The 12624-nt window shown below is 63.8% G+C and carries 11 protein-coding genes and 1 pseudogene; 7 read left to right on the top strand and 5 right to left on the bottom strand.

Annotation, left to right across the window (positions count from 1 at the left end; translation table 11 throughout):
- Window positions 1-63: 63 nt before the first annotated feature.
- The 4 genes from FHW64_RS06570 to FHW64_RS06555 are packed head-to-tail and all read left to right on the top strand — an operon-like array spanning window position 64 to window position 4194.
- Entirely contained in the window at window positions 64-1059 is a 996-nt protein-coding gene (locus FHW64_RS06570) for an ABC transporter substrate-binding protein (protein ID WP_184524343.1), read from the top strand.
- 45 nt (window positions 1060-1104) lie between these two features.
- Window positions 1105-1938 (top strand): ABC transporter ATP-binding protein, encoded by an 834-nt coding sequence (locus FHW64_RS06565; protein ID WP_184524341.1) that lies wholly within the window; start codon window positions 1105-1107, stop codon window positions 1936-1938.
- A 50-nt stretch (window positions 1939-1988) separates the two neighbouring features.
- Window positions 1989-2831, top strand: coding sequence for an ABC transporter permease (locus FHW64_RS06560; protein WP_184526219.1), 843 nt, complete (start codon window positions 1989-1991; stop codon window positions 2829-2831).
- Between the two features lie 4 nt (window positions 2832-2835).
- The gene (locus FHW64_RS06555; RefSeq protein WP_184524339.1) at window positions 2836-4194 is read left to right on the top strand and encodes an FAD-binding oxidoreductase; all 1359 of its coding nucleotides are present in this window, start codon (window positions 2836-2838) and stop codon (window positions 4192-4194) included.
- Here FHW64_RS06555 and lnt read toward each other — a convergent pair.
- From lnt to FHW64_RS34330, 4 genes and pseudogenes are all read right to left on the bottom strand, one after another.
- A complete protein-coding gene (lnt, locus tag FHW64_RS06550) occupies window positions 4184-5767 on the bottom strand; it encodes an apolipoprotein N-acyltransferase (protein ID WP_260303704.1) in 1584 nt (527 codons plus the stop codon). The genes FHW64_RS06555 and lnt overlap by 11 nt on opposite strands.
- On the bottom strand, window positions 5764-6642 hold the full coding sequence (locus tag FHW64_RS06545) for a transporter associated domain-containing protein (protein WP_184524338.1): 879 nt from the start codon (window positions 6640-6642) through the stop codon (window positions 5764-5766). Before FHW64_RS06545 ends, lnt begins: the two co-directional genes overlap by 4 nt.
- 138 nt (window positions 6643-6780) lie before the next feature.
- Window positions 6781-7506, bottom strand: coding sequence for a GNAT family N-acetyltransferase (locus FHW64_RS06540; RefSeq protein WP_184524336.1), 726 nt, complete (start codon window positions 7504-7506; stop codon window positions 6781-6783).
- 114 nt (window positions 7507-7620) lie between these two features.
- Window positions 7621-7757 (bottom strand): annotated as a pseudogene (locus FHW64_RS34330) (Lrp/AsnC family transcriptional regulator); the annotation flags it as partial.
- A gap of 39 nt (window positions 7758-7796) precedes the next feature.
- Between FHW64_RS34330 and hppD the strand changes: the two are divergent.
- Entirely contained in the window at window positions 7797-8924 is a 1128-nt protein-coding gene (gene hppD, locus FHW64_RS06535; protein ID WP_184524334.1) for a 4-hydroxyphenylpyruvate dioxygenase, read from the top strand.
- Between the two features lie 28 nt (window positions 8925-8952).
- A complete protein-coding gene (locus tag FHW64_RS06530; RefSeq protein ID WP_184524332.1) occupies window positions 8953-9759 on the top strand; it encodes a transporter substrate-binding domain-containing protein in 807 nt (268 codons plus the stop codon).
- Here the strand turns inward: FHW64_RS06530 and FHW64_RS06525 are convergent.
- On the bottom strand, window positions 9752-10660 hold the full coding sequence (locus FHW64_RS06525; protein ID WP_311733266.1) for an alpha/beta fold hydrolase: 909 nt from the start codon (window positions 10658-10660) through the stop codon (window positions 9752-9754). The genes FHW64_RS06530 and FHW64_RS06525 overlap by 8 nt on opposite strands.
- Before the next feature lie 131 nt (window positions 10661-10791).
- On the opposite strand from FHW64_RS06525, the gene FHW64_RS06520 reads away from it, so the two are divergent.
- Window positions 10792-12483: an AMP-binding protein gene (locus FHW64_RS06520; RefSeq protein ID WP_184524329.1), complete on the top strand. Its 1692-nt coding sequence runs from the start codon at window positions 10792-10794 to the stop codon at window positions 12481-12483.
- The last annotated feature ends 141 nt before the right edge of the window (window positions 12484-12624 follow it).

The raw sequence follows: 12624 nt of genomic DNA, 5'->3' as shown, positions 1-12624 counted from the left end.
GAGGCTCATTCCTTGCATCGACTCGCTCCGTCCACTTCTTTCCCCACCTCGAAGGTCCTCACCATGCGTCAACACTTCGCTCCCACTCTCGGTCGTCTTGCCGCTGCCGCGGCGCTCGCCATCGCGGCGACCGCGCCCGCCCACGCGGAGGACAAGTTCGTCTACATGACCAACTGGTATGCGCAGGCCGAGCACGGCGGCTTCTACCAGGCGGTGGCGCAAGGCATCTACAAGAAGTACGGGCTGGACGTGACCATCAAGATGGGCGGCCCGCAGGTCAACATCACGCAGATGATGGCCGCTGGCCAGGCCGACTGCATCATGGGTTCGAGCGACATCCAGATGATGCAGGTGCGCGAAGGCGGCGTGCCGGTCGTCAACGTCGCGGCCTTCTTCCAGAAGGACCCGCAGGTGCTCATCGCGCACGACGACGTGAAGAAGTTCGAGGACCTGAAGGGCAAGACGATCCTGATCGGCTCGCAGGCCAATCGCGGCTACTGGCCCTGGCTGAAGGCGAAGTTCGGCTTTACCGACGAGCAGACGCGGCCCTACACCTTCAACATCCAGCCCTTTGTCGCGGACAAGAACACGGCGCAGCAGGGCTACCTCACCTCCGAGCCTTACGCGATCCAGAAGGCCGGCGTGAAGTCGACGGTGCTGATGTTCAGCGACTTCGGATTCCCGTCGTATGCGACCACCGTGTCGTGCATGGACAAGACCGTGAAGGAGCGCCCCAAGCAGGTCGCGGCCTTCGTGAAGGCATCGGCCGAAGGCTGGAAGAGCTACCTCGCCGATCCGGCGCCCGCCAATGCGCTGATCAAGAAGGACAACCCCAACATGACCGACGACCAGCTCGCCTACAGCGTCGCGAAGCTGAAGGAAATGGGCATGGTCACCGGCGGCGATGCGCAGACGCAGGGCATCGGCGTGATCACCGATGCGCGCACGAAGGCGAGCTATGACTTCCTCGTGTCCGCCAAGCTGCTCGACCCCGCGAAGGTCGAGATCGCCAAGACCTACACCACCGAATTCGTGAAGGACGCGAAGGTCCTGCCCTGAAACACCGGAGGCCCGCGCGTCGGGCCGCCTCTCGAAAGGCTTTGCATGAACGAACCCGAAACCGCCACCTACGACCTGCCGATGCGTGTCGCATCGGTGCCCGCCGTCGAAGTGCTCTCGGCGGAAAAGACCTATCCGAACGGAACGCGGGCACTGATGCCCGTGGACCTCACCATTGGCGAAGGCGAGTTCGTCACGCTGCTCGGCCCCTCGGGGTGCGGCAAGAGCACGTTGCTGAAGATGGTCGCCGGCATGCTCGAACCCACCGACGGTCGCCTGAAGGTGTTCCGCAAGCCGGTGCAGCAGATCGAGTCGAGCGGTCGGCGCATGGCCTTCGTGTTCCAGTCGCCCACGCTGATGCCGTGGGCCAGCGTGCGCACCAATGTGCGCCTGCCGCTGGACCTCGCTGGCGTGCCGCGCAAGGAAGCGGAAGGGCGTGTCTCGGAAGCGCTCGAACTGGTCGGTCTCGAAAAGTTTGCTTCGGCACTGCCGCGTGCGCTCTCGGGCGGCATGCAGATGCGCGTATCGATCGCGCGCGGACTCGTCACGCAGCCCGACCTGCTGCTGATGGACGAACCCTTCGGCGCACTCGACGAGATCACTCGCCACAAACTCGACGCGGAACTGCTCGACCTGTGGCGCGAGAAGAAGCTGACCGTGATCTTCGTGACGCACTCGATTCATGAAGCGGTGTTCCTGTCGAGCCGCGTGGTCATGATGGCCGCGCGCCCTGGGCGCGTGGTGGAGGAGTTCGAGATTCCCGAGCCCTATCCGCGCACGGCCGACTTCATGGTGTCGCCGCAGTTCAGCCGCTACGCGAAGAAGCTGCAGGACAGCCTGCTGCGTGCGAGCACGTCGACTGACGAGGTGGCGGCATGAGCGCGATCGCACCGACGAGCCCAGCCGCCGCGCCCACCAAGGTCCGTGCCATGCCTCAAAGCCCCGCCAAGCCGCAACCGAAGGTCGAGGCCAAGCGCACGCCTCTGATGCAACAGCCGCGCGTCCAGCGCATCGCGTATCCATTGCTCGTCGGCGTCGTGCTGGTGGCGCTCTGGCAGGGCATCGTGACCGCGATGGAGTTGCCGCCGTACCTCGTGCCCTCGCCCTACCTGATGATGCAGACGCTGGTCACCGACTGGATGCCGCTTGGCATGGCGCTGTTGGTGACGCTGAAGATCACGGTGCTCTCGTTCGTCGTCGCGACCATCGCGGGGGTGCTGATCTCGTTCCTCTTCGTGCAGAGCAAGCTGATCGAGACCGCGCTCTTTCCATATGCAGTGCTGCTGCAGGTGACACCGATCGTCGCGGTCGCGCCGCTGATCATCATCTGGGTGAAGAACCCGACCGCCGCAATGGTGGTGTGCGCGGCGCTGGTGGCGCTGTTCCCGATCATCAGCAACACCACGCTGGGCCTGCGGAGCGTCGAGCCCGATCTGCAGAGCTACTTCAAGCTCAACCACGCATCGCGTTGGCAGCAACTGGTGCGCCTGCGCATCCCGAGCGCGCTGCCCTACTTCTTCGGCGGACTGCGCATCTCCAGCGGCCTCGCGCTGATCGGTGCGGTGGTGGCGGAATTCGTCGCGGGCACCGGCGGCTCCGGCGCGGGGCTGGCCTATCAGATCCTGCAGGCGGGCTTCCAGCTCAACATCCCGCGCATGTTCGCCGCGCTGCTTCTGATTTCACTGACCGGGGTCGCGCTGTTCGTCCTGATGGCGTGGCTCACCAAACTCGCGCTCGGCTCCTGGCACGCCAGCGAACTCTCACAGGATTGAATCGATGAACGCACCCGTTTCCCCGATCGAGCGACTTCACCTCGAACTGCCCGAGCTCGACTGGATCACCGACCCGAGCCGCATCGCGCGGCTGTCGCAGGACTTCGCATGGTTCAGCCCGGTGCTGGACCGGCAGCTCAAGGACAAGCGCGCCGACGCAGTCGTGCGTCCGCGCACCGAGGAAGAGATCCGATCGCTGGTCAGTGCTTGCGCACGCATGAACGTGCCGATCACGATCCGCGGCAGCGGCACCGGCAACTACGGCCAGACGACACCGCTCGCGGGCGGCGTGGTGCTCGACATGACCGGCTACAACGCGGTGCAGTGGGTGAAGCCTGGCGCAGCGCGCGCGCAGGCCGGCATCCGGCTCGGCGAACTCGAAAAGCACACCAAGGCGAGTGGCCAGGAGCTGCGCTGCATCCCCTCGACCTATCGCAGCGCGACGCTGGGTGGCTTGTTCGGCGGCGGCTTCGGCGGCGTGGGGTCGATCAACTACGGGCCGCTGGGCGCGCCCGGCAATGTGCTCGGATTGCGCGCGATGACGATCGAGCCCGAGCCGCAGATCGTCGAACTGCGCGGCGCCGAGGCGCTCCGCATGCATCACCTGTGGGGAACGAACGGGCTGGTGCTGGAGCTCGAAGTCGCGCTGGCGCCCGCGCATCCGTGGCTCGAAAGCCTCGTGGTCTTCGATGCCTTCGACAAGGCGCTCGCCTTCGGCAATGCACTCGCGAACGCGCCGGGGATCGAGAAGCGCGAGGTTGCGTTCTTTGCAAGCCCGGTGCCGGACCATCTCGCGCAGCTTGCCGAACATCTGCCGAAGGGCTGCGATGCGGTGCTCTCGCTGGTCGATGAGACGTCCGAATCCACGATGCTCGAATTGATGCAGGCGCACGGCGGCACGATGAGCTATCGCAAGACGGCCGAAGAAGTACGCAAGAGCAACCGCACGCTGATGGAGTTCACCTGGAACCACACGACGCTGCACGCGCTGAAGGTCGACAAGTCGCTAACCTATCTGCAGAGCAGCTTCGTCCCGGGTCAGCACGTCGAGCAGATCACGGCGATGGAGAAGCTCTTCGCGGGCGAAGTGCTGATGCACGTGGAATTCTTGCGCAATCTCGATGGGCTTCTCACCTGCAGTGCGCTGCAGCTGGTGCGCTTCACGACCGAAGAGCGGCTCGATGAAATCATCCGCATGCATCGTGAGCGCGGCGTGCGCATCAACAACCCGCACACCTTCATCGTCGAGGACGGCAAGGCCGGCGGCGCGCTGCCGCAGGAGATCATCGCGATGAAGAAGCGCTTCGACCCGCAGGGTCTGCTGAACCCAGGGAAGTTGCGCGACTGGCCGGTCAGCCGGTGACGGCAGCGGCCTGCATGCGACGACGGCGCTGGGTCCACAGGGTGGCCGCGACGACGGCAAGTGCGAGCACCCACAGCGGCCACAGGCGGAAGCGCGAGACCCAGATCGCGTAGGGCGTGAGGCCCGTGCGGCCTTCGACCTCGGCTTCAAGCACGCCGCGCGTGAGCCTCGGCAACTCGTGCGTCACGCGGCCGCGGTGGTCAATGACCGCAGTGGCGCCGGTGTTCGTCGCGCGCACCATCGGACGCTGGAATTCGAGCGCGCGCATCCGCGAGATCGCAAGGTGCTGGTCGATCGCGATGGAGTCGCCGAACCATGCGATGTTGCTCACGTTGAGCAGGATCGTCGGCGCGTCGGCCTCGTTGCGGAAGTTCGCGCCGATCTCGTCGCCGAAGAGATCCTCGTAGCAGATGTTCGGCGCGATGCGTTGGCCCTGCCAGACGAATGGCGCCTGCGCGAGGCCACCGCTGTTGAAGTCGCCGAGCGGGATGTTCATCATCTCGGTGAACCAGCGGAACAGGCCCGGGATGAATTCGCCGAAGGGCACGAGATGGTGCTTTTCGTAGCGATAGGGCCGTGCCTCACCGGGGCGGAAGCCGACCACTGCGTTGCTGTAGCCATCGCGGTCGCCAAGTGGCAGACCCACGATCGCGGCCTGCTTGCCGCTCGAGTAGCGCGCAGCGACGGCTTCGAGATAGCCGGGCGGCAACTGCGAAGGCAGCAGCGGCAAGGCAGTCTCCGGCGTGATGACCAAGGGCGCGGTGGCGGTGTGGAGTTGTTCGCCATACCAGCGCAGTGCGGTCGCGATCCCGCCGCCAGGGATGAACTTTTCGTCCTGGGGGATGTTGCCTTGCAGGAGCGCGATGCGGAGTTGCCCGTGCGAGCGGGCCGCGTCATCGGCAGGCGTACCGCGAATGGCACCGAGTAGCGCCGGGACGCAGAGCAGGATCAGCGCAAGGCCTGCACTGGTCGCGAGTGGGCGAGCGCGAGCGCGAGCGCGGCGCAACGCAACAGCTGCCAGCGCCGCGATTGCCGCCGCGACGGCCCCAATGCCATAGACACCGATCCACGGTGCGTAGACGGCCAGGGGGCCATCAACGTGCGCGTAGCCGCCGGCGCCCCACGGAAAGCCAGTGAACCAGCTTCCACGCACGAGCTCTGCCACGGTCCACAACGCGGCGAAGAAGGCAGCCGAGCCCAAGGCATTCGCAGGCGCAAAAGCCACGTAGAGGCCGCATGCGACGACGTAGTACAGCGCGAGGGCTGCCGATAGCGCGAACACTGCGATCGCGGCCATCGGCGCGGGAAGGCCGCCGTAGGTGTGCATCGAGATGAAGAGCCACCAGAAGGTGCCGCACAACCAGGCGGTCGTGAAGATCCACCCCAGGAATGCGCCGGCCCGCCACGCGCCGCGGTCGTCCGGCTTGCGCAGGCCGTCAAGCAGCCAGACGAGCGCTCCAAGCGACAGGAGCTGAAGCCACCACTGCGGCTGGCCGTTCCATGGCGCAGCAATGGAAGCCGCCTGGGCGAGGCCCGCGAGCCCGAAGCCCAAGGCACGGATCAGCGCTTTCAATCGGCGGAGTCGTCGCCGCGCGCCGGCGAGACCTTGAACCAGCGCACCGCGCCCCCCTTGGTGTGCAGCACGACGAAATCGAAGCTGCCGAGCGCATAGTGCTCGCCGCGCTTGGGCACGTGGCCCATCTCGTGAGCGATCAGGCCGCCGATGGTGTCGAACTCCTCGCCGCGGGCGCGCTCGTCGAAGTTGATGCCGAACGCTTCGGCCACGCGCTCGATCGGCGTGTCACCCGCGACGCGATAGGTGTGATCGGCGAGGCCGAAGATGTCGCCCTCGTCCTCGGGAATGTCGAACTCGTCCTCGATCTCGCCGACGATCTGCTCAAGCACGTCCTCGATGGTGATCAACCCGGCCACGCGGCCGAACTCGTCGATGACCACCGCAAGGTGATTGCGATTGCCGCGGAATTCGCGGAGAAGGTCGTTGAGGCCCTTGCTTTCGGGCACGAAGGTCGCCGGCCGCAGCAGCGCGCGGATGTTCAGGCCCGGAGCACGCTGCAGCTTGAGCAGATCCTTCGCCAGAAGGATGCCAATGATGTTTTCCTTCTCGCCTTCGTAGACCGGGAAACGCGAGTGCGCGGTGTCGATGACGAGGTGAAGCAGCGTGTCGAACGGCTCGTCGATGTTGACGAGATCCATACGCGGCGCAGCCACCATCACGTCCCCGGCCGTCATGTCGGCCATGCGAAGCACGCCCTCGAGCATCACGCGCGATTCGGCGCCGATGACTTCGTTGTCCTCGGCGTCGGCGAGCGTTTCGATCAGCTCATCGCGCGAATCCGGGCCGGGGTTGATGAATTCCGCGAGCTTCTGGAAAAAGCTGCGCTTGTCTTCGCGTTCGGCAGGCGCGCGTTCAGGGTGTGGTTCAGCCACTGCTGGAGGGCGGAGTTGGGGAAGCACAAGGATACACCCCCAGCCTCGCCCACTTCGCGTGGCTCGGGCACCCCCTTGCAGGGGGCATCGCCAGCGGCCCGGCGAAGCCGGTTCCGCGGTGTTCACTACTGGAAGCGGTTACGGGGAGGAGCGGTCGCGTGCGGCTCGGACGCCGCTGCGGATGTCCTGCAGTTCGGCCAGGAAGGCCCAGAACTGCTTGGCGCGGGTCTTGAGCTGGTAGTCGACCTGCGCGTAATGCTGCAGCGCGATTTCGCTCATGCGGCTGTCGAAGGTCGCAGCGGGCAGTTCGAGGTGGGCTTCGGATTCAGACCCGCTGCGCACGACGGTCGCGCCGGCGTTTCGGGCAATCTTGAGCATGGCGGCGTTCTCGCTGAGCGCGTGAATGAACAGCATGCCGACGCCTTCGTTGCGGGCGACGACCACGGCGCGCTCGAACAGGCGGGCACCGTAGCCACGACCGCGCGCATGTTCAGCGACGGAAACGCCGAATTCGGCGCAATCCTGTTCTTGATCAGCCGGCGGGAAGGCCAGGTGGGCCATCGCGATCAGGTCGAGTCGGCGGTTGTAGATGCCGAAGAGTTCGTCGCGTTCGAAATTGAGCCCATCGACGTAGCGCTGGACCTGCTCGTCCGAAGCGGCATAGCCGAAGCGCAGGTAGCGGTCGTGGGGGGAAAGGGCAAGCAAGTGCTGCGCGATACGATCGCGCTCACGCGGTCCGATCGAGCGGATCGGAACCATCACAGGAGCGGGCGCAGCCGCCCGCGGATGCGCCTCAACCATCGGCGCCTTCAGGAACGAGCCGACGCCGAGTGAGGCTTTGAGGAGGGCCTTGGCGGTAAGCATGCCCCAAATATAAGGGTTTTCCCCTATCCTTCAACTCCATAGGGTCGCCTTGGCGTCTCATTGGTGAACAAGTACCCGGCTTGATCGAGATTTGGTGCTGATCTGTCGCATCCGCGTTACACCGGAGCAGCCGTGGACTACCTCAGGCCAAGTTTGCACGCTGGCCCGGAAGAGGTCCATCGGGTTTTTCTTGTGGCTTTCGATGTTCTTCTCGATGCGGACATTGAGCAGGTAGTCAGGCCGAGGCCCAAAATACTCCTTCCCCGATACCCCTATCTGGAGACAGCGCCATGGGCAAGACTGACAGCACGGCCTTCACGCCTTGGGAAAACCCCATGGGCACTGACGGCTTCGAATTCATCGAGTACGCGGCGCCGGACCCCGCTGCCATGGGCAAGGTCTTCGAGCAGATGGGCTTCCGGCCAATCGCGAAGCACCGCCACAAGAACGTGCTGCTCTATCGCCAGGGCACGATCAACTTCATCATCAATTCGGAGCCGGATTCGTTCGCGCAGCGTTTCGCCCGGCAGCATGGCCCGAGCATCTGCGCGATTGCATTCCGCGTGCAGGACGCGAAAGCGGCCTACGAACGCGCGATCTCGCTCGGCGCCTGGGGCTTCGCGCCCGGTGCCGGCCCGGGTGAGCTGAACATTCCGGCCATCAAGGGCATCGGCGACAGCCTGATCTATTTCGTCGATCGGTGGCGCGGCAAGAACGGCGCGCAACCCGGCGACATCGGCAACATCGGCTTCTATGACGTCGACTTCGAAGCGCTACCCGGCCTCACAGCCGTCGAAGCGCTCGCGCCGGAAGGCCACGGGCTGACCTACATCGACCACCTCACGCACAACGTGCACCGTGGACGCCTGAAGGAATGGGCAGACTTCTATGAGCGCCTGTTCAACTTCCGGGAGGCTCGCTACTTCGACATTGAAGGTCAGGTCACCGGCGTGAAGAGCAAGGCCATGACGAGCCCTTGCGGCAAGATCCGCATCCCGATCAATGAAGAAGGCAACGAGAAGGCCGGGCAGATCCAGGAATACCTGGACAACTATCACGGTGAGGGCATCCAGCACATCGCGCTGGGCTCCCGCGACCTCAAGCATTCGGTCGATGCGCTACGAGCGTCGGGCGTGAAGCTGCTGGACACGATCGACACCTACTACGAACTGATCGACAAGCGCATCCCGGATCACGGCGAAGACGTGGGCGCCCTCAAGAAGCGCAAGATCCTAGTGGACGGCAAGAAGGGTGCGCTGCTGTTGCAGATCTTCAGCGAGAACCAGCTCGGTCCGATCTTCTTCGAGTTCATCCAGCGCAAGGGTGACGAAGGCTTCGGCGAAGGCAACTTCAAGGCGCTTTTCGAAAGCATCGAACTCGACCAGATGCGACGCGGGATTCTGGCCGCCGCACAATAAAGCTCCACTTCATTCAAAGGAGCTTCGCATGCGTCTGACGACTTCGCTTCGTTCATCTCTCTTCATGGTGGCTGTGGCGTTGACGTTGGGCGGATGCGCAATGCCCACGCAGCAGGGGGCTTCGGCGACGGCATCGCGCCTCGACGGGGTCCAGAAGGCCGGGGTGCTTCGGATCTGCACGCCCGGGGACTACAGGCCCTTCAGCTTCCAGAAGACGGACGCGAGCTACGAAGGCATCGATGTCGATCTCATGACCGCATTCAGTGGCAGCCTCGGTGCGAAGCCGGAGTGGATCAAGACGACCTGGGCCAACCTGCTCCCGGATCTGGCGGCGGGCAAGTGCGACATGGCCGTCGGCGGCGTTTCGGTGACGACTGACAGACAGAAGCGTGCCTTCTTCAGCGCGCCCTACATGGTCAACGGCAAGACGCCGATCGCTCGGTGCGCAGACGTGTCCAAGTACCAGACCGTGGAGCAGATCGACAAGCCAGAGGTGCGGGTGATCTTCAATCCGGGCGGCAGCAACGAGCGCTTCGCACGCACCAATTTCAAGCGCGCCAAGCTCACGTTGCACGGCGAAAACGTGACGATCTTCGACGAAATCCTTGCCAATCGCGCCGACGTGTTCGTCACCGAGTCGGCCGAGGCGATCACGCAGCAGAAGCTCAAGCCGGGCCTGTGCGCGATCAATCCCGACAAACCGCTGCAGTACGGCGAGATGGCCTGGATGCTGCCGCGCGACGACGTGGCTTTCAAGGCGTATGTCGATCAGTGGCTCCACTTGTCGCAGGCCAGCGGCGACTTCCAGCGCACGATGGATCGCTGGCTCAAGTAAACCTGGCGCGGTCGCGCAGCGCGGCAGGGTTCGCGCTGTGATCTGACTCATCGAGCAGCGCCAGGGTCTCGCGCCTGACGCGCTCGACGAAGGCCAGTTCCACGTGCCCCCGACCCGTGATCAGCCGATTGTCCGCACCGGGCATGGTGGCGACCGAGGGAGGGAACACGATGTTGTCGGCGTTCGAATGCCAGCACGTGAAGGGCACTCGCCGCGTGCTGCTTTGTTCGCAGTCGATCTTCTGTAGCCACTCTCCGCCCATCCGCATTTCGCGGCCATTGACCGTGCGGCCGAATCGCGCGAGCCAGGTCCCATGGTGCGGCGTGGCGATCGTGACGATCCGATGGACGCGAGCGCCATCAGCATCGCGCAACCACGCCCGGGCAGCCAAGCCACCCATGCTGTGGCAGATCAGGAGCGGCGGTTGCCCGGTCGAGGCGGTCACGCTCACGATGGCGTCGTCAATGATCCGTGCGTAGTTATCTATCGATCCGAACGGAGGCTCCAGATTGACCGCGACGAAGGCGCGTCCGCTTTTCCGGAGCTCGCGCAGCCATGGATTCCAGAAGCCGCGGTTTCCGACGAAGCCATGAACCAGCACTGCGCCGCGGCGGTTGTCGGGCTCGAGCTGATCGGGAATCGACGCCCACCGGAAGGGCTGCTGCCAGCAGAACACACGCGGCGCGATGCGGCATTCGGCAAGCCAGGCGACGACGTACTGCACGGCGGTAGCACGCGGAATCGGATCGTTCGCGCCGACGCGATAGCTCGCGATGAACTCGAATGCCAGGAAGCCCGCATGGCCCACGAACAGGAGACAGAGGCCGGCGAACGCGATCATCGGTGAGCGCATCCACCAGGCGCTCACCCAGAGGATGGTGATGAAGAGTGAACCCAACACCAACCATCGCTGTAGTCGCGCAATCATGGCCCCAACTATCGCATGCGCTGCTGGGGCACCCCATTTCCTAGGACAAGCCCCGAGGGCGCAAGGAGGCGCTCGCTTCGACAATCCGCGCCTAAGGAGATCACATGCAGAACGCTGCACGACTGAACTATCCGCCCGGTGTTCCGCACGAAGTGCACCCCGAGCAGTACCGCAACCTTGGGCAGCTTTTCGGCGAGTCGTTCACGCGCTACGCGACGCGGCCTTTCTCGGTGTGCATGGAACGGTGGATGTCTTACGGAGAGCTGGACACGTTATCGCAAGCGATGGGCGCGTGGCTTCAGGCTCGCGGCCTCGAACCCGGTGCGCGTGTGGCCATCATGCTTCCCAACATCCCGCAGTTTCCGGTCACGATGTGCGGGGTTCTGCGCGCTGGATTTACTTGCGTCAACGTCAATCCGCTCTACACCGCGCGCGAGTTGGAGCACCAACTCAAGGACTCGGGCGCGACGGCGATCGTGATCCTCGAGAACTTCGCGGCGACGCTCGAACAGGTCATTGATCGAACCGCGATCCGGCACGTCGTCGTGGCGTCGATGGGGGATCTTTTGGGGGGCGCGTATGGGGCTTGGATCACGTTGGCCGTGCGCCATCTCGCCAAGATGGTGCCGGCATACAAACTGCCGCTCGACAACGGTCGAACGGTAACGCCGTTCTCAAAAGTGATCGAACAAGGTCGTGGGCACCCTCTGGCTCCCGACTCGAGCACATTGGATTCAGTCGCCTTCCTTCAGTACACGGGCGGCACGACGGGGCTCTCGAAGGGCGCAGTGCTAACTCACCGGAACATCGTCGCGGCGACGCTCCAAGCGGAGGCTTGGTTCACGCCGGCGCTCGCGCGCGCTGGCGACCTCTCGAAGGTCAACAGCATTGCGGCATTGCCGCTGTATCACATCTTCGCGTTGACGCTTTGTTTGCTCGCGATCAGGCAAGGCTCTCACCTCACGCTGATTCCCAATCCCCGTGATTTCGACAAGTTCATAGGCGTGCTCAAACGGCGTCCCTTCCACATGCTTCCGGCGGTCAACACGTTGTTCAACGCCTTGCTCGTCCATCCGGAGTTCAAGAACGTCGATTTTTCATCGCTCTTCGTCTCGCAGGCCGGCGGTATGGCGGCGTCGGAGGGGACCGCCCGCAAGTGGTTCGAGGTGACCGGCTGCCCGATGATCGAAGGCTGGGGCATGAGTGAGACCTGTGCGATCGGGACGAACAACCCCGTTTCGAATTCCACGTTCACTGGAACCATTGGACTTCCCCTGCCGGGAATCGAGATCGCGATCAAGGATGACGAAGGACGATCATTGCCGGTGGGCGAATCCGGGGAACTTTGCATCAAAGGACCGAACGTCATGGCTGGCTACTACAACCAGCCGGCCGAAACCGCTGCTGCATTTACGACTGACGGCTTCATGCGTACGGGCGACATCGCGGTGATGCAACCGGATGGCTACAGCCGTATCGTGGATCGGAAGAAGGACATGATTCTGGTCAGCGGCTTCAACGTCTTTCCCAACGAACTCGAGAACGTGATCTCTCTATGTCCGGGTGTCATCGAATGCGCAGCCGTTGGCATCGCCGATGAAAAACAAGGAGAGGCCATCAAGGTGTTCGTGGTTCGAAAAGATGCCTCGGTTACGGAAGAAGCCGTCATGCGCTACTGCCACGATCGACTGACGGGCTACAAGCGCCCTAAGCACATCGAGTTCCGGGATTCGCTGCCCAAGACCAATGTCGGAAAGATCCTCCGCAGAGAATTGCGGACATCTGCAACTCATTGAATTGCACAAAAGGCGGTGATTGGCCGCTACCCGCAAAGGCACCCAAAAAAGCAAAAAGCCCAGCTGATTAGGCTGGGCTTTTTGGGGCTGTAAGAGCCTGACGATGACCTACTTTCACACGGGAACCCGCACTATCATCGG

This window comes from Variovorax sp. Sphag1AA, assembly GCF_014192575.1.
Taxonomy (GTDB): domain Bacteria; phylum Pseudomonadota; class Gammaproteobacteria; order Burkholderiales; family Burkholderiaceae_C; genus Variovorax.
This window is presented reverse-complemented; position numbering and strand designations above follow the sequence as displayed.

What these genes read in the sequence shown, in the direction of transcription:
- FHW64_RS06570 (WP_184524343.1), top strand. Translation starts at nt 64, where the DNA reads ATGCGTCAACACTTCGCTCCCACTCTCGGTCGTCTTGCCGCTGCCGCG.
- FHW64_RS06565 (WP_184524341.1), top strand. Translation starts at nt 1,105, where the DNA reads ATGAACGAACCCGAAACCGCCACCTACGACCTGCCGATGCGTGTCGCA.
- FHW64_RS06560 (WP_184526219.1), top strand. Translation starts at nt 1,989, where the DNA reads ATGCCTCAAAGCCCCGCCAAGCCGCAACCGAAGGTCGAGGCCAAGCGC.
- FHW64_RS06555 (WP_184524339.1), top strand. Translation starts at nt 2,836, where the DNA reads ATGAACGCACCCGTTTCCCCGATCGAGCGACTTCACCTCGAACTGCCC.
- FHW64_RS06540 (WP_184524336.1), bottom strand. Translation starts at nt 7,506, where the DNA reads ATGCTTACCGCCAAGGCCCTCCTCAAAGCCTCACTCGGCGTCGGCTCG.
- hppD (WP_184524334.1), top strand. Translation starts at nt 7,797, where the DNA reads ATGGGCAAGACTGACAGCACGGCCTTCACGCCTTGGGAAAACCCCATG.
- FHW64_RS06530 (WP_184524332.1), top strand. Translation starts at nt 8,953, where the DNA reads ATGCGTCTGACGACTTCGCTTCGTTCATCTCTCTTCATGGTGGCTGTG.
- FHW64_RS06520 (WP_184524329.1), top strand. Translation starts at nt 10,792, where the DNA reads ATGCAGAACGCTGCACGACTGAACTATCCGCCCGGTGTTCCGCACGAA.